The 21,862-nt window shown below is 70.6% G+C and carries 17 protein-coding genes; 8 read left to right on the plus strand and 9 right to left on the minus strand.

The genetic code is table 11. The features are described 5' to 3' along the window. Positions 1–45: 45 nt before the first annotated feature. A complete protein-coding gene (gene paaZ / locus FF100_RS28025) occupies positions 46–2,076 on the minus strand; it encodes a phenylacetic acid degradation bifunctional protein PaaZ (RefSeq protein ID WP_139039050.1) in 2,031 nt (676 codons plus the stop codon). 128 nt (positions 2,077–2,204) lie between these two features. Here paaZ and FF100_RS28030 point away from each other — a divergent pair, with 128 nt between their 5' ends. The 6 genes from FF100_RS28030 to paaE all read left to right on the plus strand — a co-directional run bounded on the left by FF100_RS28030 (position 2,205) and on the right by paaE (position 6,963). Further along, positions 2,205–3,056 carry a PaaX family transcriptional regulator C-terminal domain-containing protein gene (locus tag FF100_RS28030; RefSeq protein ID WP_139039051.1) on the plus strand — a complete coding sequence of 284 codons (852 nt, stop codon included), beginning with the start codon at positions 2,205–2,207 and terminating at the stop codon, positions 3,054–3,056. Between the two features lie 183 nt (positions 3,057–3,239). Next, positions 3,240–4,256, plus strand: coding sequence for a 1,2-phenylacetyl-CoA epoxidase subunit PaaA (gene paaA, locus FF100_RS28035; protein ID WP_139039052.1), 1,017 nt, complete (start codon positions 3,240–3,242; stop codon positions 4,254–4,256). 11 nt (positions 4,257–4,267) lie between these two features. Then, a complete protein-coding gene (gene paaB, locus FF100_RS28040) occupies positions 4,268–4,555 on the plus strand; it encodes a 1,2-phenylacetyl-CoA epoxidase subunit PaaB (RefSeq protein ID WP_139039053.1) in 288 nt (95 codons plus the stop codon). Positions 4,556–4,614: 59 nt separating this feature from the next. Continuing rightward, the gene (paaC, locus tag FF100_RS28045) at positions 4,615–5,391 is read left to right on the plus strand and encodes a 1,2-phenylacetyl-CoA epoxidase subunit PaaC (protein WP_139039054.1); all 777 of its coding nucleotides are present in this window, start codon (positions 4,615–4,617) and stop codon (positions 5,389–5,391) included. Continuing rightward, complete coding sequence (paaD, locus tag FF100_RS28050) at positions 5,385–5,882, plus strand: 1,2-phenylacetyl-CoA epoxidase subunit PaaD (protein ID WP_139039096.1); 498 nt, start codon at positions 5,385–5,387, stop codon at positions 5,880–5,882. The genes paaC and paaD overlap by 7 nt, the downstream gene beginning before the upstream one ends. Before the next feature lie 7 nt (positions 5,883–5,889). Then, on the plus strand, positions 5,890–6,963 hold the full coding sequence (gene paaE / locus FF100_RS28055; protein ID WP_139039055.1) for a 1,2-phenylacetyl-CoA epoxidase subunit PaaE: 1,074 nt from the start codon (positions 5,890–5,892) through the stop codon (positions 6,961–6,963). Positions 6,964–6,997: 34 nt separating this feature from the next. On the opposite strand, the gene FF100_RS28060 is transcribed toward paaE, so the two are convergent. The 7 genes from FF100_RS28060 to FF100_RS28090 all read right to left on the minus strand — a co-directional run bounded on the left by FF100_RS28060 (position 6,998) and on the right by FF100_RS28090 (position 19,555). Then, positions 6,998–8,782, minus strand: coding sequence for a methyl-accepting chemotaxis protein (locus FF100_RS28060; protein WP_139039056.1), 1,785 nt, complete (start codon positions 8,780–8,782; stop codon positions 6,998–7,000). Positions 8,783–8,992: 210 nt separating this feature from the next. Next, positions 8,993–11,266 (minus strand): NADP-dependent malic enzyme, encoded by a 2,274-nt coding sequence (locus tag FF100_RS28065; RefSeq protein WP_139039057.1) that lies wholly within the window; start codon positions 11,264–11,266, stop codon positions 8,993–8,995. 454 nt (positions 11,267–11,720) lie between these two features. After that, positions 11,721–13,553 (minus strand): dihydrolipoyl dehydrogenase, encoded by a 1,833-nt coding sequence (lpdA, locus tag FF100_RS28070; RefSeq protein ID WP_139039058.1) that lies wholly within the window; start codon positions 13,551–13,553, stop codon positions 11,721–11,723. A gap of 25 nt (positions 13,554–13,578) precedes the next feature. Next, entirely contained in the window at positions 13,579–14,889 is a 1,311-nt protein-coding gene (gene aceF / locus FF100_RS28075) for a dihydrolipoyllysine-residue acetyltransferase (RefSeq protein WP_139039059.1), read from the minus strand. 352 nt (positions 14,890–15,241) lie between these two features. Beyond that, complete coding sequence (aceE, locus tag FF100_RS28080) at positions 15,242–17,899, minus strand: pyruvate dehydrogenase (acetyl-transferring), homodimeric type (RefSeq protein ID WP_139039060.1); 2,658 nt, start codon at positions 17,897–17,899, stop codon at positions 15,242–15,244. Between the two features lie 202 nt (positions 17,900–18,101). Beyond that, positions 18,102–18,371, minus strand: coding sequence for a DUF6489 family protein (locus FF100_RS28085; protein WP_139039061.1), 270 nt, complete (start codon positions 18,369–18,371; stop codon positions 18,102–18,104). Between the two features lie 206 nt (positions 18,372–18,577). Beyond that, positions 18,578–19,555 (minus strand): LysR family transcriptional regulator, encoded by a 978-nt coding sequence (locus tag FF100_RS28090; protein WP_139039062.1) that lies wholly within the window; start codon positions 19,553–19,555, stop codon positions 18,578–18,580. A gap of 115 nt (positions 19,556–19,670) precedes the next feature. Between FF100_RS28090 and FF100_RS28095 the strand changes: the two genes are divergently transcribed. Together FF100_RS28095 and FF100_RS28100 are read left to right on the plus strand one after the other, a co-directional pair. Beyond that, entirely contained in the window at positions 19,671–20,624 is a 954-nt protein-coding gene (locus FF100_RS28095; RefSeq protein WP_139039063.1) for a ring-cleaving dioxygenase, read from the plus strand. 102 nt (positions 20,625–20,726) lie between these two features. After that, positions 20,727–21,602: a hypothetical protein gene (locus FF100_RS28100; RefSeq protein WP_139039064.1), complete on the plus strand. Its 876-nt coding sequence runs from the start codon at positions 20,727–20,729 to the stop codon at positions 21,600–21,602. A gap of 27 nt (positions 21,603–21,629) precedes the next feature. On the opposite strand, the gene FF100_RS28105 is transcribed toward FF100_RS28100, so the two are convergent. After that, positions 21,630–21,821 carry a hypothetical protein gene (locus FF100_RS28105; protein ID WP_139039065.1) on the minus strand — a complete coding sequence of 64 codons (192 nt, stop codon included), beginning with the start codon at positions 21,819–21,821 and terminating at the stop codon, positions 21,630–21,632. Positions 21,822–21,862: the final 41 nt, after the last annotated feature.

Raw genomic sequence — 21,862 nt, forward strand, 5'->3', positions numbered from 1 at the left:
CGCCCCCTCCCCCGCACAGGGGGAGGGGGCGGGCCGCGCGGTTCCTCACGCCCCCCGCATCGCGTTCATGGTCAGCAGTTCGTAGGTCGCCGCCGTCTCCCCGGCCGCCGTCTGGATCTCCACGTCCCACCGCACCTCGCCGTATTGCGCGTTGCGCGGCGACTTCTCCTTGGCGGTGAGGCGCACGCGGATCGCCTCGCCGGGCTGGATCGGCTTGAGGAAGCGCAAGGAGTCGAGCCCGTAATTGGCCAGCACCGGGCCCGGATCGGGATCGACGAACAGGCCGGCGGCGAAGGATAGAAGCAGGTAGCCGTGCGCCACCCGGCCGGGGAAGAACGGATGGCCCTTCGTCGCCTCCTCGCTCATATGGGCGTAGAAGGTGTCGCCGGTGAAATGCGCGAAATGCTCGATATCCGCGAGCGTGATCACCCGCTCGGCCGAGTGGAAGCTGCGGCCGATCGCCAGATCCTCGAAGTGGCAGCGGAACGGATGCTCGGGGCGGATGTCCTCCGGCGCGCCCTTGATCCAGCTCTGCGTGATCCGGCTCAGCATCGCCGGCGAGCCCTGAAGCGCCGTGCGCTGCATGTAGTGCGACAGCGCCCGCACGCCGCCGAGTTCCTCGCCGCCGCCGGCCCGGCCGGGACCGCCATGCATCATGTGCGGCATCGGCGAGCCGTGGCCTGTCTGCTCCTTGGCGCAGTCGCGGTCGATGACGACGAGGCGGCCGTGATAGGCCCCGACCCCGAAGACCAGCTCGGACGCCGCCGCCGGGTCGTGGGTGTAGAGCGAGGCGACGAGGCTGCCCTCGCCGCGATTGGCGAGCGTCGCCGCTTCCTCCAGCCCGTCATAGCCCATCACCGTGCAGACCGGGCCGAAGGCCTCCAGCGCATGCACCTGCCGGGCGCGCAGCGGATCGGCGCAGTGGAGCAGCATCGGCGGCAGGAAGGCGCCGGTCTCGGCATCCGCCCCCTCGACGGTCAGGCGCGCCGGATCGCCGAAGACCAGCTCCGCTTCCGCCTTCAGGGCCTCGACCCGGGCGAGCACGTCGCGGCGCTGCGCGAGCCCCACCACCGGCCCCATCCGCACGTCGTCGCGGGCCGGGTCGCCGATCCGCACCGAGGCCAGGCGTCGGCTCAGGGCCTCGATCACCGCCGGCACCTGGGCGCGGGGCACCAGGGCCCGGCGGATCGCCGTGCATTTCTGGCCTGCCTTGACGGTCATCTCCTTGGCGACCTCGCGGATAAAGAGGTCGAATTCCGGGCTGCCCGGCCCGGCATCGATCCCTAAGATCGCGGCGTTGAGCGAGTCGCGCTCGGCCACGAAATGCACCGCCTCGCGGGCGATCACCGGATGGCGCTGGAGCCGCTGCGCGGTCTCGGCCGAGCCGGTGAACGACACCACGTCCTGTCCGGTGAGGTGATCGAACAGGTCCCCGGTCGGTCCGACCACGCATTGCAGCGCACCAATCGGCAGGATCCCGGATTCGGCGATCAGCCGCACCAGCGCATGGGCGACGTAAGCCGTGATGGTGGCGGGCTTCGTCACCACCGGCACGCCGGCGAGGATCGCGGGCGCGAGCTTCTCGAGCAGCCCCCAGCACGGGAAGTTGAAGGCGTTGATGTGGACGGCGCAGCCGACCCGGCTGGTCAGCACGTGGCGCCCGACGAAGCTGCCCCCGCGCGACAGCGGCTCCACCGCGCCGTCGATCAGGACCGTCGCGTTCGGCAATTCGCGCCGCCCCTTCGAGGCGTAGACGAACAGCGTCCCGATGCCGCCGTCGATGTCGATCAGGTTGTCGGCCCGGGTCGCGCCGGTCCGGTGCGACAGGGCGTAGAGCCCGTCCCGGCGCTCGTTGAGATAGGCGGCGAGCCGCTTCAGCATCTCGGCGCGCTGGTGGAAGGTAAGGCGGCGCAGAGCCGGCCCGCCGACCCGGCGGGCATGGTCCAGCACCTCGCCCATGTCGAGGCCGCCGCTGCCGACCTCCGCCACCACCGCGCCGGTGACGGCGCTGCGGATGCCGGTCCAGTCTCCCCCCGGCGCGATCCAGCGTCCCTGGACGTAGCTCTCCAGCCGCATGGCGTGCCTCCCGTTCGTCCTGCCGTTCTTGTGCGCCCATTATTGACCGACCGGCCGGTTGGTCAAGCGCGGCTCGACAGCCCCGGGCCGGCGCCCTTATCGGGGAGCGTTGATCCCGAAGGACCGGAATGGCCGACCTCCTGGCGCCACTCATCGCCCATTTCCACGCCCGCACGCCGATCCGCGCCGGCTCCCTGGTGGTCACGGTGTTCGGCGACGCGGTGGTGCCACGGGGCGGGGTGCTGTCGCTCGAATCGCTGCTCGCGATCACCCGGGCCTTCCGCATCGGGGACGGGGTGGTGCGCACGGCCCTGTCGCGGCTCGTCGCCGATGGATGGTTCGAGCGCTGGAAGCTCGGCCGCAACAGCTTCTACCGCCTGTCCGCGTCGGGCACCGCCGCCTTCGCGCAGGCGACCGCCCGGATCTACGGCCCCGCGGCGCCGGCCTGGTCGGGCGCCTTCGACCTCCTGCTTCTCGACGGTGGTGGCGACCGGCGGGCCGAGCTCGCGGCGTGCGGCTACGGCAGCCTCGGGCCCGACCTGATGATCGGGGCGAGGGAGGCGGCCGGGACGCAGGGGGTGTTGCGCCTCGCCGCCCGGCCGGAGGATCCGGGCACCGCGCGCCGCCTCGCCGCCCGGGCCTGGCCGGTGGCGGAGGTGGGCGAGCGTTACGCCCGCTTCGCCGGCACCTTCGCGGCGGCCGGCGCAGCCGTTGCCGCGCATCCTCCGTCCGGGCTCGACGCCCTGGTGCTGCGCATCCTGCTGATCCACGAGTACCGCCGCGCCGTCCTCAAGGACCCGCTGCTGCCGGCCGATCTCCTGCCGGAGGACTGGCCCGGGGCCGCGGCGCGGAGACTGTGCGCCACGATCTACCGCGCCGTCGCGCCGGCCGCGGAAGCCTGGCTCGATGCGAACGCCACGCGCGACACCGGCCCGCTGCCGTTGCCGGGAGCGGAGTTCGCGGCGCGGTTCGTCGGGTGACCAGCCGGTTCTGCTCGCTTGTCGCGTCAGGGGTGGTGCGAGAATCGGCCGCCGTCGAAGGGCCGCCGCCCCAGGCTCGACGCGGCCCGACGGCCCTCCCGCACCGCAACGTGTTACGGAAAATCTTGCGATAAGAAAATTTCGTGATATATCGAGGTCCAGAACTTCGAGGGAGGCGCGGCCATGTACACGCAGGCCCTGAACGCCAGAGACACCACCGCCCCGGTCGCCGGCCCGGAGGAGGCTGCGCGGGCCGCCCGGTTCCAGGCGCGGATCGACGCCGAGGAGCGGATCGAGCCGAACGACTGGATGCCGGAGGCCTACCGACGCACGCTGACCCGGCAGATCTCGCAGCACGCCCATTCCGAGATCGTCGGCATGCTGCCGGAGGGCAACTGGATCACCCGGGCGCCGACGCTCAAGCGGAAGGCCGCGCTGCTGGCAAAAGTGCAGGACGAGGCCGGCCACGGGCTCTACCTCTACTCGGCGGCCGAGACCCTCGGCACCAGCCGCGAGGAGCTGTTCGACCAGCTGCTCGCCGGCCGGGCGAAATATTCCTCGATCTTCAACTACCCGACCCTGACCTGGGCCGATATCGGCGCCATCGGCTGGCTGGTCGACGGCGCGGCGATCATGAACCAGATCCCGCTCTGCCGCTGCTCCTACGGTCCTTACGCCCGCGCGATGATCCGCGTCTGCAAGGAGGAGAGCTTCCACCAGCGCCAGGGCTACGAGATCATGCTGACCCTCTGCCGCGGCACGCCCGAGCAGAAGGCGATGGCCCAGGACGCCCTGAACCGCTGGTGGTGGCCCTGCCTGATGATGTTCGGGCCGCCCGACGCCGAGAGCCAGCATTCCGACCAATCGGCCAAGTGGAAGATCAAGCGCTTTTCCAACGACGAGCTGCGCCAGAAATTCGTCGACGCGACGGTGCCGCAGGGCCAGTATCTCGGCCTGACCTTCCCCGACCCGGACCTCGCCTACGACGAGGCGGCAGGCCACTGGCGCTACGGCGCCATCGACTGGGAGGAGTTCAAGCAGGTGCTGGCCGGCAACGGCCCCTGCAACCGCCAGCGGATGAAGCAGCGCCGCGACGCCCACGCCGCCGGCGCCTGGGTGCGCGAGGCGGCGATGGCGCATGCTGCGAAGCGCGCCCGTCGGGCGGCGGCGAAGGCCGACGCCCTGCAGCAGGCGGCGTGAGGGAGGGGACGATGGCCGAGCCGAAGATCCCGCTCTGGGAGGTGTTCATCCGCTCCCGCAACGGCCTGGCGCACAAGCATGTCGGCTCGCTCCACGCCGCCGATGCCGCCATGGCGCTCCAGGCCGCCCGCGACGTCTACACCCGCCGCGGCGAGGGGCTGTCGCTCTGGGTCGTGCCGTCCGCGGCCATCGTCGCCTCGGACCCGGCCGACAAGGAGGTGATGTTCGAGCCCACCGCCTCGAAGATCTACCGTCACCCGACCTTCTACGAGGTGCCGGACGAGGTCGGGCATATGTGACGCCATATCTGCCCGCGCCTCATCCGTCGCCGGCGCGACCCGATCCTCCCGAGGCCTCCATGCCCACCACCTCCCTCAGCCTCACCGAGACCCCACTGCTGGCCGGCATCCTGGCCCTGGCGGACGATGCGCTGATCCTCGGGCACCGGCTGTCCGAGTGGTGCGGCCACGCGCCGATGCTGGAGGAGGACATCGCCCTCGCCAACATCGCCCTCGATTGCGTCGGCCAGGCCCGCGCCTTCTACGCCTACGCTGCCGAGGTGGCGGGGGAGGGGCTCTCCGAGGACGATTTCGCCTATCGGCGCGAGGCCGGGCAGTACCGCAACTGCCTCTTGGTCGAGCAGCCGAACGGCGACTTCGCCGCGACCATCGTCAGGCAGGTGCTGGTCTCGGCCTTCATCGATCCGTACTACCGCGCGCTCATGGCCTCCCGCGACGCGACGCTCGCCGCCATCGCCGCGAAGGCCGAAAAGGAGACCGCCTACCACTTGCGGCATTCCGGCGAGTGGCTGATCCGGCTCGGCGACGGCACCGACGAGAGCCATGCCCGCGCCCGCGCCGCCCTCGACGAGCTGTGGCCCTATACGGGCGAATTGTTCGAGGTCGATGCCGCCGAGGCCGCGCTGATCGAGGCCGGCACGCTGCCGGATCCCCGGACCCTGCGGGCGGAGTTCGACGCCACGCTCGACCACATCCTCGGCGAGGCGACGCTCGCCCGCCCCCCCGGCACCTGGATGCAGAGCGGCGGCCGGGCCGGACGCCACAGCGAGCATCTCGGCTTCATCCTGTCCGACCTGCAATACCTGCAGCGCGCCCATCCGGGGGCGGCCTGGTGACCCCCGCCGAAGCGGATCTCGCCCGCCGCGCGCACGAGGCCGCCGCGACGGTGTGCGATCCCGAGATCCCTGTCCTCACCATCGCGGATCTCGGCGTGCTGCGGGGCGTGACGGTCGCGGATGGCCGGGTCGAGGTCGCGATCACCCCGACCTATTCCGGCTGCCCGGCGATGGACGTGATCGGCATCGAGGTGCAGACGGCCCTGGCCGAGGCCGGCATCCCGGAGGCCCGGGTGCGCCTGGTCCTGGCGCCGGCCTGGACCACCGACTGGATGAGCGAGGCCGGCAAGCGGAAGCTTGCTGCCTACGGCATCGCTCCGCCGGCGGGAAAAGCCTCGCGCCGGGCCTTGTTCGGCGAGGAGACGGTCGCCTGCCCGCATTGCGGCTCGGCCGCCACGGAAAAGGTCTCCGAGTTCGGCTCCACCGCCTGCAAGGCGTTGTGGCGCTGCCGGGCCTGCCGCGAGCCGTTCGATTCCTTCAAGTGCATCTGAGGCGCCGATGACCCCCCGCTTCCATCGCCTGCGCGTCGCCGAGATCCGCCGCGAGACGCCGGACGCCGTCTCGATCGCCTTCGCGGTGCCGGAAGAGGCGCGGGAGGCCTTCGGCTTCGCCTGTGGCCAGTACCTGACCCTGAAGGCCACGGTCGACGGCGAGGAGGTGCGGCGCTCCTACTCGATCTGCTCCGGCGTCGGCGATCCCGACCTGCGCGTCGCGATCAAGCGGGTCGAGGGCGGGTTGTTCTCGGGCTTTGCCAACCAGGCGATCGCGCCGGGCGACGAGATCGAGGTGATGCCGCCGATGGGCCGCTTCGGCGTCGAGATCCAGCCCGACGCGGCCCGCACCTTCGTGGGCTTCGCGGCGGGATCGGGCATCACCCCGATCCTGTCGATCATCCGCACCGTGCTCGCCGCCGAGCCGAAGAGCCGCTTCTTCCTGTTCTACGGCAACCGCGCCACCGGCTCGATCCTGTTCCGCGAGGCGCTGGAGACCCTGAAGGACCGCTTCCTCGACCGGCTCTCGGTGTTCCACGTCCTGTCGCGCGAGACGCAGGACCTCTCGGTCCTCAACGGGCGGCTGGACGGCGGGAAGGCGGCTTTGTTCCTGCGCAGCATCGTGCCGGCGGCCATGGTCGACCACGCCTTCGTGTGCGGCCCGGGCGAGATGATCGACGCGGTGGAGGGCGCGCTCATCGGGCTCGGCCTGCCCCGCGCGCGCGTCCATGTCGAGCGCTTCACCCCGGCCGAGCCGGGCCGGACCCGCGCCGCCCGCCCGGTCTCGGCGGCGGCCGCGCCGGCCGCGCTCGCCACGGTGATCACCGACGGCATCGCCACCGAGGTGCCGGTGGCCGAGGGCGAGGCGGTCCTCGACGCCGCGATCCGTGCCGGCCTCGACCTTCCCTATTCCTGTCGCGGCGGCATGTGCTGCACCTGCCGCGCCAAGGTGGTCGACGGCCGCGTCGCCATGGCGGTGAACTATTCGCTGGAGCCCTGGGAGGTGGAGGCCGGCTTCGTCCTCACCTGCCAGGCCCGCCCGACCTCCGGGCGGGTGACGGTGGATTTCGATCAGGTGTGAGCCGGGGGCGGCGGGCCGCCCCCGGTGACTCGGCTCACGCCGCCCGGATCCGGTCCAGGAACCGCGTGACCTCCATGCTCAAGTGCTCCGCCTCGTGCGAGACCGCCGAGGCGACGCTCAGCACCCGTCCGGCCGCCTGCCCGGCCTCGCCCGCCGCGTCGGCCACGCCGGTGATCGTCGCCGTCACCGCGCCGGTGCCGGCGGCGGCCTGGCTGATGGTGCGGACGATCTCCCGGGTCGCGGCGCCCTGCTCCTCGATCGAGGCGGCGATGGCGGTCGAGATGCCGCTCAGATCCTCGATCCGCGTCGCGATCCCGCCGATGGCATCGACGGCTTGGCGCGTCGCGCCCTGGATGCCGCCGATCTGGCTCGCGATCTCCTCGGTGGCCTTGGCGGTCTGGGTGGCGAGCTCCTTCACCTCGGCGGCGACGACCGCGAAGCCCCGTCCCGCCTCGCCGGCCCGCGCCGCCTCGATGGTGGCGTTGAGCGCGAGCAGGTTGGTCTGGCCGGCGATGCCGTTGATCATCGCCACCACGTCCCCGACCCGGGTCGCCGCCTGGCTCAAGGTGCGCACCAGCTCGGCGGTCTGGGCGGCCTCCGTCACGCTGGCTTTGGCGAGGGCCGCCGAATCCGAGACCTGGCGGGCGATCTCGCCGACCGACGTGCTCAGCTCCTCGGCGGCGGCGGCCACGGTGGCGACGTTGGCCGAGGCCTCGTGCGCCGCCTGGTTCACGGTGGCGGAGCGCTCGGCCGTGCCCCCGGCGAGCTGCGACATGCCTTGCGCGGTCGCCCGCAGCTCGGTCGCCGAGGCCGCGACGGTGCGGGCGATGCCGCCCACCGCTTCCTCGAACGCGTCGGCCAGGGCGGCCGTCTGCGTCCGCCGAAGCGTCCTGCGCTCCTCGCGTTCGCGGGCATGGCGGGCCTCCAGGTCGGCGGCGAGGTTGGCCTTGAACGCCTCCAGGCTGCGGGCCATGTCGCCGACCTCGTCGCGCCGCCCGGTTCCCGGCACCTCGGCGGCGTAGTCGCCGGCGGCGATCCGGCCCATCGCGGTGCCGACCGAGGCGTAGCCGCGCACCAGCGCGCCACAGGCGAACCACGCCATGGCGACGACCGAGGCGATCGTGATGGCGAGCAGGCCGAGGACCAGCGCGAAGGCAAGCTGCGCGCGTCCTTCGCCGTCGGCGACCGTCTGCTTCGTGCGCGCATCCAGCATGACGTAGAAGTCGTCGATCGGCTTCATGATCCGCGCCTTGGCGGCGTGATACTCGTCGGTATGGACGAGCCGGATCGCCTCGTCCCGGGCACCCGGCTCGCCGCCCTCCGCCAGCTTCATCGCGGCATTGGCGACCTTGACGAGGTCGTTGGAGTTGCGGACCGACTCGGCCAGCTTCTGCTTCTCGGCGCCCGTGACGCCGAGGCGGTCCATCAGGGCGTCCACCGACACGGTCTCGCCGTCCGGGCGCGGCTTGGCCTCGCCGGCAGCGACGTAATCCCAATAGATGCGGTGGTAATCGACCGGCCGCGGCTTGCGTCCGGCGCGGATGTCGACAATGTCCTTGTATTGCTGCTTGTAGGTGGCCTTGCCGGTGGCGATGTAGGTTCGGCTGAGCCGCGTCAGGTCGTCGGACGTCTGCCGGAGTTCGTCGGCCAGCAGCATCGAGGCGAGGCGGTTCTCGTTGGCGGCCTTCACCTGCTCGTCCGCGTGCCGGTACAGCCCGACCGCTCCTGCCAGCAGCGCGCTCGACACCAAGCTGACGGCACACAGACCAACGAATTTGCGGGCTAGGCTCATGACGCTCCCCTTGAGGCGGAGCGTCATGTTTCCCTAGCGTCCGTTAATATTCCTTGTGCGATTACCTTCGCTCGGCGCAGCGGGAGCCGCGGATACTGCGTCATGCGACGCGACAATCCAGAAACGGGCATGTGTCCAGGAACCGCCGGCCGTGCGGCGCGTTGGCGTCTCACGGTCCGGGTGGTGCGTATGCCGTCCGGGCCCGGCCGCCGGGTCGTCCGGCGGCCGGCATTCGTGTCAGCCCGCCTTCGCGGCCGCCACCGCGGTCAGCGCCGTCATGTTGACGATGCCGCGTACGGTGGTGGTGTGGGTGAGGATGTGGACCGGGGCGGCGGCGCCGAGCAGGATCGGCCCGACGCTGATGCCCTGGCCGGCCACCACCTTCAGGGCGTTGAGGGTGATGTTGGCGGCATCCAGGTTCGGCATCACCAGGAGGTTGGCCTCGCCGGTGAGGCGCGATTCCGGGAACACCCGTTCCATCAGCGGCCGGCTCAAGGCCGCGTCGGCCTGCATCTCGCCCTCGACCTCGAGGTCCGGCGCCCGCTCGGTGATGAGGGAGAGCGCCTTGCGCATCTTCTCGGCCGACGGGTTTCGGGCGGTGCCGAAGCTCGAATGCGAGACCAACGCCACCCGCGGGGTCTGGCCGAAGCGGCGCATCTCGGCTGCGGCGAGCAGCGTCATGTCGGCCAGTTCCTCCGCGCCGGGATCGAGGTGGATGTAGGGGTCGCAGATGAACAGCGTGTGCCGCGGCAGCTGCAACAGGCTCATGGCGGTGAGCGCCTTCACCCCCGGCGCCATCCCGATCACCTCGCGCACGTGGCGCAGGTGGCTGTGATAGGAGCCGGTGCCGCCGCACAGGAGCCCGTCGACCTGGCCGAGGGAGAGCAGCATCGCGCCGACGAGGGTCGGGTTGCGGCGCGCCTCCGCCAGCGCGACCTCGCGCGACAGGCCGTGGCGCTTGCGCTTGGCGTAGTATCCCTCGGCGGCTTGCGCCTGGAACACATCGTCGTCGAGGTCCTGCACGTCGACGTCGCGGCCGACCTCGATGCGAAGCCCCAAGGCCTTCATCTTGTCGGCGATGACCTCCCGCCGGCCGACCAGCACCGGCCGGGCCAGGCCCTCGTCGACGATGACCTGCGCGGCGCGCAAGACCCGGTCGTCCTCGCCCTCGGCATAGGCCACGCGGGCGCGGGCGGCCTCGGTCGCGGCGGCGAAGACCGGCTGCATCACCGTGCCGGAGGTGTAGACCCGGCTCTCGAGCGAGCGTCGATAGGCCTCGACGTCGAGCATCGGCTTCGTCGCGACACCGCTCTCGGTGGCGGCGAGCGCCACGGCGGGGGCGACCTTGGTGATCAGCCGGGGATCGAACGGGCGCGGGATCAGGTAATCGGGCCCGAAAGCGATGTCCTGCGTGCCGTAGGCCGCCGTCACCACGTCCGACTGCTCGGCCCGCGCCAGCTCGGCGATCGCCCGCACTGCGGCGAGCTTCATCTCCTCGTTGATCGTGGTCGCGCCGACATCGAGCGCGCCGCGGAAGATGAACGGGAAGCACAGGACGTTGTTGACCTGGTTCGGGTAATCCGAGCGGCCGGTGGCGATGATCGCGTCGGGGCGCACGGCCTTGGCGGCCTCGGGCCGGATCTCCGGCTCGGGATTGGCGAGCGCCAGGATCAGCGGCTTGTCGGCCATGCCCTTGACCATCTCCGGCGTCAGCGCGCCGGCGGCGGAGAGGCCGAGGAAGATGTCGGTGCCCGGCACCGCGTCGGCCAGCGTGCGCGCCTCGGTGACCTGCGCGTATTGCGCCTTCTGGGCGTCGAGGTTGTTGCGGCCCTGGTAGACCACGCCGCGGCTGTCGGTGACCAGCACCTTCGCCTTGTCGAGGCCGAGGCTGACGAGAAGGTTCAGGCAGGCGATGGCCGCGGCACCGGCGCCCGAGCAGACGACGCGCACGTCCTCGATGCGCTTGCCGACCACCTCGAGGCCGTTGAGGATCGCGGCCGCCGCGATGATCGCGGTGCCGTGTTGGTCGTCGTGGAAGACCGGGATCTTCATCCGCTCACGCAGGCGGGTCTCGATCTCGAAGCACTCGGGTGCCTTGATGTCCTCGAGGTTGATGCCCCCGAAGGTCGGCTCCAGGCTCGCGATGATGTCGACGAGCTTGCCGGGATCGGTCTCGTCGATCTCGATGTCGAACACGTCGATGCCGGCGAACTTGCGGAACAGGCAGCCCTTGCCCTCCATCACCGGCTTGCCGGCGAGCGCCCCGATATTGCCGAGGCCCAGCACCGCGGTGCCGTTCGAGATCACCGCCACGAGGTTGCCGCGGGAGGTCAGCTCGGCGGCCTGGGCCGGGTCCTTCTCGATGGCGAGGCAGGCGGCGGCGACGCCGGGCGAGTAGGCGAGCGCGAGGTCGCGCTGCGTGCTCATGTCCTTCGTCGGCAGCACGGCGATCTTCCCCGGCGTCGGGAAGCGGTGGTAGTCGAGGGCGGCCTTCTCGAGTTGCTCGTCCATGACGTGTCCTCCTGATTGTGTGGGATGGCGGCGCGCGGAGCCGCCTCCCGGCCGGCGCCGTTCGAGGGCACCGATCGGGACGGCAACGCTCAAGGTTGGGGTCGTGATCCCGCCGGCTTGCGTTGGGTCAGGGTCGATTTCGGCCGCGAGAAGCCGTGGGCGGGACGTGAGATCCCCTCACGGTCGCCCGAATGATTCGGTTTGAGAAGTTGTTTGAAGATTTGAGCGCAGGACCTCCCCTCTCCCGTGTGGGAGAGGGGTCGGGGGTGAGGGTGCTACGGCTCTGAGTCTAGCGCTGACCGTCCCGCTGCCAGCACGACGGTCTTAGCTTCACACTGAAGCGTATCATCCTCACCCCTGCCCCTCTCCCACTCGGGAGAGGGGATCCCGCGTTCTGTTTGTCTGAACTTGTGAAGGACGGCAGCAACGCTGCCGTCGCACCCTGAAAACTACCTCAATGCGCCTTCTTCTTCGGCATGTAGAGGTCGGTGATCGTGCCCTCGAAGGCCTCGGCTGCCATGCCGACCGTCTCCGACAGGGTCGGGTGCGGGTGGATGGTGAGCCCGATATCCTCGGCATCCGCCCCCATCTCGATGGCGAGCGCGGCCTCGGCGATCAGGTCGCCGGCCGAGGGGCCGACGATGCCGCAGCCGACGATCCGGTTCGAGGCCTCGTCGAACAGCACCTTGGTCAGGCCCTCGTCGCGCCCGAGCGACAGCGAGCGGCCGCTCGCCGCCCAGGGAAAGACGCCCTTGCCGACCTTGATGCCCTTGGCCTTGGCCTCGGTCTCGGACAGGCCGACCCAGGCCACCTCCGGATCGGTATAGGCCACCGACGGGATCACCTTGGCGTCGAAGAACGAGTTCTGGCCGGCCGCCGCTTCCGCCGCGACCTTGCCCTCGTGCACCGCCTTGTGGGCGAGCATCGGCTGGCCGACCACGTCGCCGATGGCGAAGATGTGGCCTGCCGTCGTGCGCATCTGCTTGTCGACCGGGATGAAGCCCCGCTCGTCCACCGCGACGCCGGCGGCCTCGGCGCCGATCAGCTTGCCGTTGGGACGGCGGCCGACCGAGACCAGGATCTTGTCGAAGGTGTCGGTGGCCGGCGCCGAGCCGCCCTCGAACGTCACCTTGAGGCCTTCCGGCAGCGCCTCGACGGCCGTGACCTTGGCCTTGAGGTGGATCGCCTCGTACTGCTTCGAGATCCGCTTGAACAGCGGGGTGACGATGTCCTTGTCGGCGCCCGAGATGATCTGGTCCATCAGCTCGACGATGGTCACCTTGGACCCGAGCGCGTGGTAGACCGTCGCCATCTCGAGGCCGATGATGCCGCCACCGATCACGAGGAGGCGCTTCGGCACCCCGTCGAGTTCGAGCGCCCCGGTCGAGTCGATCACCCGCGGGTCGTCGTGCGGGATGAACGGCATCTTGATCGGCTCGGACCCGGCCGCGATGATCGCGTTGTCGAAGCCGATGATCTTCTTCGCGCCCTCGTGCTCGACCTCGATCTGGTGCGGGCTGACGAAGCGGGCGGTGCCGGTGACCACCGTCACCTTGCGCTGCTTGGCCAGACCCCCGAGGCCGCCGGTCAGGCGCTTGACCACGCCCTCCTTCCAGCTGCGGAGCTGGTCGATGTCGATCTGCGGCGCGGCGAAGCTGATGCCGTGCGCGGCCATCGCCTGGCTCTCGTCGATCACCTTGGCGGCGTGGAGCAGCGCCTTCGAGGGGATGCAGCCGACATTGAGGCACACCCCGCCGAGGCTCGGCCAGCGCTCGACGAGCACGACCTTCTTGCCGAGGTCGGCGGCGCGGAACGCCGCCGTGTAGCCGCCGGGACCGGCGCCGAGCACCAGCACCTCGGCCCGCATCTCCTCGCCGGAGACCGGGGCCGCGCCCTTCGGGGCCGGGGCGGCGGACGCCCCAGTTCCGCCGGCGGTAGCCGGCGAGCCGTAGCCCGCCTGGCCGGTGCCGGCCGCCAGCGGCGAGCCGCCGGAAGCCGCGGGAGCCGGGGCCGCCTTCTCGGCGACCGCGGGCTTCGCGGCACCGGCAGACGCCGCGCCCTCCAGCACCAGCAGCAGGTCACCCTGCGTGACCGTGTCGCCGGGCTTGATCTTCACCTCCGCGACCGTGCCGGCCACGGAGGAGGGGACGTCCATGGTCGCCTTGTCGGATTCCAGGACGACGATGGTGTCGTCGACCGCGATCGTGTCGCCGGCCTTGACCAGCACCTCGATCACCGGGACGTTCTTGAAGTCGCCGATATCCGGCAGACGGACTTCGTTGCTCATTCGGATCGCCTCGCTGTTGGTCTCGTCAGACGACGAGGCGCCGGACGTCCTCGAGGACGTGGGCGAGGTGGCGGGTGAAGCGCGCAGCCAGCGCGCCGTCGATCACGCGGTGGTCGTAGGAGACCGAGAGCGGCAGCATCAGCCGCGGCTTGAACTCGCTGCCGTTCCAGACCGGGGCCATCTTGGAGCGCACGACGCCCAGGATCGCGACCTCGGGGGCGTTGACGAGGGGCGTGAAGCCGGTGCCGCCGATGCCGCCGAGCGACGAGATCGTGAAGGTGGCGCCCTGCATGTCGCCGCTGCCGAGCTTGCCGTCGCGGGCCTTCTTCGACAGCGCGCCCAGCTCCTGGCTGATCTCGATGATGCCCTTGCGGTCGGCATCCTTGACCACCGGGACGACGAGGCCGTCCGGCGTGTCGACGGCGACGCCGATGTTGTAGTACTTCTTGAGGATCAGCGCGTCCTTCTCGGGGTTCAGCGACGAGTTGAACTCCGGGTGCTGACGCAGGGCCGAGACCGCGGCCTTGATCAGGAACGACAGCAGGGTGACGCGGTAGCCCTTGTCCTTGCCGGCGGTGTCGAGATCCTTGCGGTAGGCGTCGGTCTCGGTGATGTCCGACTCGTCCGAATGGGTGACGAGCGGCACGTTGAGCCAGGCGCGGTGCAGGTGCGGGCCGGAGATCTTCTTGATCCGCGGCAGCGGCTTAACCTCGGTCGGGCCGAACTTCGAGAAGTCGACCGCCGGGATCTCCGGGATGCCCATGCTGCCGGTGGCGACCGCGGTGCCGGCGGCCGGCGCCGGGGCGGCGGAGTGCACCAGCGAGCCCTTCACGTCCTCCTTGGTGATCCGGCCCTTCTCGCCGGAGCCCTTGATGCCGTTGAGGTCGACGCCGAGCTCGCGGGCGAGCCGCCGCACGGCCGGGCTGGCATGGACGTTCGAGAAGTCCGGCGCCGACGACGCCGGGGCGGCCGGGACCGGGGGCGCGGCGGGCTTGGCCGGATCCGGCTCCTGCTTCGGCATCAGGGCGGCGGTGTCGGCGGCGGGCGCCGCGCCAGCATTCGGGGTCGCGGCGGAGGCGGCGGCCGGCGCCTTCGCCTCGGACTCGCCCTTCAGCAGCAGGACCGGGCTGCCCTCGCTCACCGTGTCGCCGATCTTGACCAGGATCTTCTCGATCACGCCGGCCGACGGGGAGGGCACCTCCATCGTCGCCTTGTCGGATTCGAGCGACACGATCGGGTCCTCGGCCCCGATGGTGTCGCCTTCCTTCACCAGGATCTCGATGATCGGGATGTTCTTGAAATCACCGATATCCGGGATCTTGACCTCGATCGACACTGCGCACTCTCCCACTGTATTCGCTTAAGCTGTTTTTGCAGATGAAGTTCTTGGCGCGCGAGGCCATCCGGTCCCGGGCACCCGCAGGGTTGTCCGGGCAAATTCCCTTTGAGAATCAAGCGCGGGATCCCCTCTCCCGTTTGGGAGAGGGGTAGGGGTGAGGGTGGAGACGGTGCCGCAAGAAGACCGAACCGTTTCGCTGCCAGCACCACGCTCAGCGCTTTACCCTGAAGCGTGTCACCCTCGCCCCCGGCCCCTCTCCCACACGGGAGAGGGGAGACCCGCGCCATTCAGCTTCCCCGGAGCGTGTTGTGACGTCCGGCAGAACAGGGCCACGCGCACCGCTGATGGTTCAGACCGTCCAGGGGGCCGGCTTCTCCGGGTTCAGCCCGTACTTGGCGATCGCCTCGGCGACCTTGGCGGCCGGTACGGCGCCCTCCTCGGCCAGGCTCTTGAGCGCCGCGACGGCGACCCAGTAGCGGTTGACCTCGAAGAACTCGCGCAGGCGCACCCGGTAATCCGAGCGGCCGAAGCCGTCGGTGCCGAGCACCTTGTAGCGGCCCGGCACGTAGGGGCGGATCTGGTCGGCGAAGAGCCGCATGTAGTCGGTCGCCGCGATCACCGGGCCCTGGCGGCCCGACAGGCAGGTCTCGACGTAAGCGGTCTTCTGCGGCTCGGTCGGGTGGAGCATGTTCCAGCGCTCCACCGCCATCGCCTCGCGGCGCAGCTCGGTGAAGCTCGGGCAGGACCAGATATCGGCGGCGATGCCGAAATCCTGCTCCAAGAGCTCCGCCCCGGCGATCACCTCGCGCAGGATCGTGCCCGAGCCCATCAGCTGAACCCGGTTCGCGGCGCCGGCCTTGCCCTCGCGGAACAGGTACATGCCTTTGAGGATCCCGGCCTCGGCCCCTTCGGGCATGCCGGGATGCTCGTAGTTCTCGTTCATCACCGTGATGTAGTAGAACACGTCCTCCTGCTCGGCATACATCCGGCGCAGGCCGTCCTGCACGATCACCGCCACCTCGTAGGAGAAGGTCGGGTCGTAGGAGACGCAGTTCGGGATGGTGGCCGAGATCAGGTGGCTGTGGCCGTCCTCGTGCTGCAGGCCCTCGCCGTTGAGGGTCGTGCGGCCGGCGGTGCCGCCGATCATGAAGCCGCGGGCGCGCATGTCGCCGGCGGCCCAGGCCAGGTCGCCGATGCGCTGGAACCCGAACATCGAGTAGTAGATGTAGAACGGGATCGTCGGCGCGTCGGAGTGGGAGTACGAGGTCGCGGCCGCGATCCAGGACGACATCGCCCCGGCCTCGTTGATGCCCTCCTGGAGCATCTGGCCCTTCTCGTCCTCACGGTAATACATCAGCTGGTTGGCGTCTTCGGGCCGGTAGAGCTGGCCGACCTGGCTGAAGATGCCGAATTGCCGGAACATGCCCTCCATGCCGAAGGTCCGGCTCTCGTCGGGCACGATCGGCACGATGCGGTTGCCGATGTTCTTGTCGCGCAGGAGGGTGTTGAGCACCCGCACGAACGCCATGGTGGTGGAGATCTCGCGGCCCGCGGTCTCCTTCAGCTGGGCCGAGAACGCCTCCAGCGGCGGCACCTGCAGGGCCTGAGACTTCTCCCGCCGCGCCGGCAGCGGGCCGCCGAGCGCCTTGCGGCGCTCCATCAGGTAGGTGTGCTCCGGCGACCCCTCGGGGAAGCGGATGAACGGGATCTCGGCGATCTGGTCGTCGGTGAGGTCGATGCCGAAGCGGTCGCGGAACTGCTTGAGCACCGCCTCGCCCATCTTCTTCTGCTGATGGGTGATGTTCTGCGCCTCACCGGCCTCGCCCATGCCGTAGCCCTTGACGGTCTTGGCGAGGATGAGGGTCGGCTGGCCCTTGTGCTTCACCGCCGCCGCGTAGGCCGCGAAGACCTTGCTCGGGTCGTGGCCGCCGCGGGTGAGCCGCCAGATGTCCTCGTCGCTCCAGTCCTTCACCAGGGCGGCGGTCTCCGGGTACTTGCCGAAGAAGTGCTCGCGGATGTAGGCGCCGTTCTTCGACTTGAAGTCCTGGTACTCGCCGTCGACGCACTCCTCCATCAGGCGCGCCAGCATGCCGGTGGTGTCGCGGGCGAGCAGCTGGTCCCAGCCCGAGCCCCACAGCACCTTGATGACGTTCCAGCCGGCGCCGCGGAAGTTGGCCTCCAGCTCCTGGACGATCTTGCCGTTGCCGCGCACCGGGCCGTCGAGGCGCTGCAGGTTGCAGTTGATGACGAAGACCAGGTTGTCGAGCTTCTCGCGCGAGGCGAGCGAGATCGCGCCGAGCGATTCCGGCTCGTCCATCTCGCCGTCGCCCATGAAGGCCCAGACCTTGCGGCCGTCGGTGTTGGCGAGCCCGCGATGGTGCAGATAGCGCAGGTAGCGCGCCTGGTAGATCGCCATCAGCGGCCCGAGGCCCATCGAGACGGTCGGGAACTGCCAGAAATCCGGCATCAGCCAGGGATGCGGATAGGACGAGAGGCCCTTGCCGCCGACTTCCTGGCGGAAGCTCAGCAGCTGCTCCTCGGTCAGGCGGCCCTCCAGATAGGCGCGGGCATAGATGCCCGGCGAGGAATGGCCCTGGACGTAGATCAGGTCGCCGCCACGGTCGCCCTCGGCGCCGTGCCAGAAATGCATGAAGCCGGTGTCGTAGAGGGTCGCGGCGGACTGGAAGCTGGCGATGTGGCCGCCGAGCTCCGACGAATCCTTGTTGTTGCGCAGGATGATCGCGATCGCGTTCCAGCGGATCGCCGAGCGGATGCGGTGCTCGATCATCCGGTCCCCCGGATGGGGGGGCTGCTTGTCGACCGGAATCGTGTTCAGGTAGGCCGTGTTGGCCGAGTACGGAACCGGCGCGCCCTTCTTGCGGGCACCTTCGATGACCTGCTCGATGAGGAAGTGCGCCCGGTCCGGGCCCTCGACTTCCAGCACGCCGTCGAGCGAGTCGAGCCACTCCTGGGTCTCGACCGGGTCGAGATCGCGACTGCGTTCCACGTTGTCCTCCCTGGGATCATACTCGATTGGTGGGCCGAGCTGCCGCAGGCGTCAGCATCGTTCGTGCCATCGCTATGCTTTCGCAGCTCATGAAGGATTGCAAGGGTTTAGCGGGAATGACAGGAGCGGGCGTTCCGGTCATCCGCATCGCGCGCGATGACGCGGTGCGAAAACCCGGAACCATTCGCCGCCGTCGCCCGCCTCACGTGTCGGACTTGGCCGATGGCGTCGAGGAACCGCCGAACCCCTGCTGGAACATCTTGAGGAAGAGATTCTGCATCTGGTCGGCGTTCTGGGGAAACACCGTGAACCAGCTGCGCATGATCGCGTCGGGCGAGAACCGGTCCATCTCGGCGAGCATGCGCCGCTCGACCTCGGCCATCACGGCCGCTTGCATCGGCTCCACATTGGGCAGCCCGACGAACTGGCGGGCCTCGACCGGGGTGCAATCGACCTCGACGCGGAACTTCATCGTACGCTTCCTCCCGGGCCCCGATCCGAGCTTAGAGCACCTTTCGGCCGCTCTGGGAACCGGCCCTGACGCAAAAACTGCGTTAAAATCAAAGACCTAGTCTAACATGCGGGGATGCGGCGGCGCACCATGCCCCGGCCTGCCGCCTACGACGAAGGTCGTATGCGCCCCCTCGGCGATTCCGGCAGCATTGTAAAGCCGCATTGTTACGAGCCGGCGATTCTGTAACTGGGCCGTGCGCCGCTTGCCCCAGATGTCCCGCCTGCTCCGAGCGTCTCGCTCGCCCAGGGCGCCGCCGCGAGGCGCCGCTCCAGGAACGTCACCAGGGCGGTGACCCGTGCCGGCCGGGCGGCGCCCGGCGGCATCAGCAGGTTGAGCCCGACCGGCGGCGGCGACCAGCCCGGCATCACCCGCTCCAGCCGCCCGGCGCGCAGGTCGTCCCAGACCAGGAAGTCCGGCTGCACCGCGAGGCCGAGGCCGGCAAGGAGGGCCGGCGTCAGCGCGTCGGCATTGTTCGCCCGCAGGCGGCCGGCCGGCGTCACGGTCACCTCCGCGCCGGCCTCGTCGTGAAAGTGCCAGCGCTCGGGGTTCGGCAGGTAGGCGTAGCCCAGGCAGGCATGGTCCTGGAGGTCGCGCGGATGCGCCGGCCTCCCGGCGCCGGCGAGATAGGCGGGGGCGGCCACCAGCGAACGGCCCACGGCGCAGAGGCGGCGCAGGCGCAGGCTCGAATCGGCGAGCGCCGCGATGCGCAAGCCGAGGTCGAAGCCGCCGCCGACGAGGTCGATCACCGCGTCGCTCAGATGCAGGTCGACCGACACCTCCGGATGCGCGGCGAGGAAATCGGGCAGGAGCGGCGCGACGTGGGCGAGGCCGAACGACATCGGGGCGGCGACGCGCACCAGGCCCCGGGGCGAGGCCGAATGCGCCAGGGCCTCGGCCTCCGCCGCCTCGCCGGCCGCCAGGATGCGGGCGGCGCCGTCGAGGGCGAGGCGCCCGGCCTCGGTGAGCGCGAGGCGCCGCGAGGTGCGATGGAGCAGGGCGGCGCCGAGGCGGCGCTCGAGCCGGCTCACCGCCTTCGAGACCGTGGCCTTCGACAGGCCGAGCTCGGTGGCGGCGCGGGAGAACGAGGCGGTCTGCGCCACCCGGGCGAAGATCGCCCAGGCCTCGAAATCAGGCATGGCCATGGGCGCATCCGGAAACGATGGGTTTCGATTGTTTCTATTTCTGGCCGCCGGGGCAAGTCCTAGATTTCCTCCATCACGGCGGCCCCGACGGGCCGCCCTCCAGGAGCCACCGGCCATGACCACCGAAACCGACGTCGCCGTTACCCCGTCCGCCGGCCTGCATCATGTCACCGCCATCTCGGGTCCGGCGCGCCGGAACCTCGATTTCTACACCCGCGTCCTCGGGCTGCGGCTGGTGAAGAAGACCGTCAACTTCGACGATCCCGGCACCTATCACCTGTATTACGGCGATGCCGACGGCGCGCCCGGCACGATCCTGACCTTCTTCCCCTGGGAGCACGTCGCCCCGGGCCGGGTCGGCGTCGGCCAGGCCGAGGAGACGGCGTTCCGGGTCCCCGAGGGCTCGATCGGCTACTGGACGCACCGCCTCGTCGCGGCGGGCATCGCCTTCGAGGCGCCGGCCAAGGTGTTCGGCGAGACGGTGCTGCCGTTCCGCGATCCCGACGGGATGCGCCTCGCCCTCGTCGGCGTGGCCGGGGCGGAGGGCGAGCCGGCCTGGACCGGGTCCGAGGTGGCGGCCGAGCACGCGATCCGGGGCTTCCACGGCGTCACCCTGATGCTGCGCCAGGCCGCGCCCACCGCCCGGGTGCTGACGGAGGTGTTCGGGCTCGAGGAGACCGGCCGCGAGGGCGCGCTCACCCGCTACCAGGGTACCGCCGGGCTCGGGGCTGCCGTCACCCTGCGCGAGGTCGGCGACTTCCTGCCCGGCCGCTCCGGCGGCGGCTCGGTGCACCACATCGCCTTCCGGGCCGCCGACGACGCAGGCCAGGCCGCGATGGCGGGGCGGGCCGGGGCGCTCGGGCTGCAGGTGACCGAGCAGCGCGACCGCAACTACTTCCGCTCGGTCTATTTCCGCGAGCCCGGCGGGGTGTTGTTCGAGATCGCCACCGACGATCCGGGCTTCGCCGCCGACGAGCCGGCCGAGGCTCTGGGCGCCGCTCTGAAGCTGCCGGCCTTCCTCGAGCCCCACCGGGCCGAGATCGAGCGGGTGCTGCCGGCGCTGGCGTAAGGGGAGGGGTGGTCCGGGCCATCGGGCCCGGGCCGACCGCTAACCAGCGGTTAACCAAACATGGTTACCCAAATCTTCCTGGATTCCTGGGAAGCTCGGGTCATGGTGGATCAGAACGACGTCGCCGGTGCGCCGGCCCCGGACGGCGCGGCAGCCCCGACGAGGCGTGGCATCGCGGTCCGGTCCGGGCAGGGATGGCCGAAGCTGAAGACGACAACCGCGGCGGGCCTCCTCTGTGCTGCCTGCATCGGCGCGCTCGCCGGCGGGGCCACGGTGGCGCTGATGAACGCCGCCCAGGGCGGCGGGACCGGCATCCCGCAGGCCGAGTGGTCGCGGCTCTCGGGCCGCGTCGAGACCGGGGCCAGCGAGGCGACCCGCCTCGCCACCGACCTGTCGCTGTTGCGCGACCGCGCGGTCCAGGCCCAGGACGCCGCCGACAAGGGCCGCGCCGAGACCGGCGCCCGCTTAGGACAGGTCGCCGAGCGGCTGGAGCGGCTGCATCGCCAGGACGCCGATCTCGCCGCCAAGGTCGCGGCGGTGGCCGAGCGCCTCGCCGCCATGGCCGAGCGGCAGGAGCAGGCCGACCGCGACCAGGCGGCCCGCCTCACGGCGCTCACCGACAAGCTCGACAAGCGTCAGGCCCCCGGGCCGGTCGCGGCGGCACCGGTCGCCGCCGTTCCGGTGGCGGCCGCTCCCGTGGCGTCGCACAAGCCCGTCGCCGCGGCGGAGCCGGCCCTCACCGGCAGCCTGCCCGACAAGCCCGCCGAGAAGGCGAAGCCTGCCACCATCGAGGGATGGGTGCTGCGCGACGTCTATGACGGGGTGGCGATGATCGAGAACCGCAACCGCCGCCTCCTGGAGATCGGCCCAGGCGACACGCTGCCGGGCGCCGGCCGGGTTGAGGCGATCGAGCGTCGCGGCAGAACCTGGGTCGTGGTCACCAGCAAGGGACTGATCACCGCCATGCCGGCCTGGTAGGCCCCACGCCAGCGTGGTGGGTGCCGGTCAGGCGTGTTGCAGGACGGGGGCGACCGGATCGGCCGGCGCGGGGCTCTGGGCCGGCAGGAAACCGGCCGCCGCGCGCCGCCGGCCACGGGCCTTGGCCTCGGTCCGGGCGACCTTGGTCGGATGAAGAAGCTCGGCGAGGCGTGCGAGGCTCTCGGCGTCGTCGAGGTTCCGTGACTCGAAATCGGGCATGATGGTCCCCCGGGCGTGTGGCCCGTGGTGGTGAGGGAATA

It is taken from the genome of Methylobacterium terricola (assembly GCF_006151805.1).
Taxonomy (GTDB): Bacteria; Pseudomonadota; Alphaproteobacteria; order Rhizobiales; family Beijerinckiaceae; genus Methylobacterium; species Methylobacterium terricola.

Bases quoted from the DNA above. Each gene is read 5' to 3' on its own strand.
- FF100_RS28105 (WP_139039065.1), bottom strand. From the start codon at position 21,821: ATGCCCGATTTCGAGTCACGGAACCTCGACGACGCCGAGAGCCTCGCA.
- paaC (WP_139039054.1), top strand. From the start codon at position 4,615: ATGCCCACCACCTCCCTCAGCCTCACCGAGACCCCACTGCTGGCCGGC.
- FF100_RS28085 (WP_139039061.1), bottom strand. From the start codon at position 18,371: ATGAAGTTCCGCGTCGAGGTCGATTGCACCCCGGTCGAGGCCCGCCAG.
- paaA (WP_139039052.1), top strand. From the start codon at position 3,240: ATGTACACGCAGGCCCTGAACGCCAGAGACACCACCGCCCCGGTCGCC.
- FF100_RS28095 (WP_139039063.1), top strand. From the start codon at position 19,671: ATGACCACCGAAACCGACGTCGCCGTTACCCCGTCCGCCGGCCTGCAT.
- FF100_RS28060 (WP_139039056.1), bottom strand. From the start codon at position 8,782: ATGACGCTCCGCCTCAAGGGGAGCGTCATGAGCCTAGCCCGCAAATTC.
- FF100_RS28090 (WP_139039062.1), bottom strand. From the start codon at position 19,555: ATGGCCATGCCTGATTTCGAGGCCTGGGCGATCTTCGCCCGGGTGGCG.
- FF100_RS28065 (WP_139039057.1), bottom strand. From the start codon at position 11,266: ATGGACGAGCAACTCGAGAAGGCCGCCCTCGACTACCACCGCTTCCCG.
- paaZ (WP_139039050.1), bottom strand. From the start codon at position 2,076: ATGCGGCTGGAGAGCTACGTCCAGGGACGCTGGATCGCGCCGGGGGGA.
- FF100_RS28030 (WP_139039051.1), top strand. From the start codon at position 2,205: ATGGCCGACCTCCTGGCGCCACTCATCGCCCATTTCCACGCCCGCACG.
- paaB (WP_139039053.1), top strand. From the start codon at position 4,268: ATGGCCGAGCCGAAGATCCCGCTCTGGGAGGTGTTCATCCGCTCCCGC.
- FF100_RS28100 (WP_139039064.1), top strand. From the start codon at position 20,727: ATGGTGGATCAGAACGACGTCGCCGGTGCGCCGGCCCCGGACGGCGCG.
- lpdA (WP_139039058.1), bottom strand. From the start codon at position 13,553: ATGAGCAACGAAGTCCGTCTGCCGGATATCGGCGACTTCAAGAACGTC.
- paaE (WP_139039055.1), top strand. From the start codon at position 5,890: ATGACCCCCCGCTTCCATCGCCTGCGCGTCGCCGAGATCCGCCGCGAG.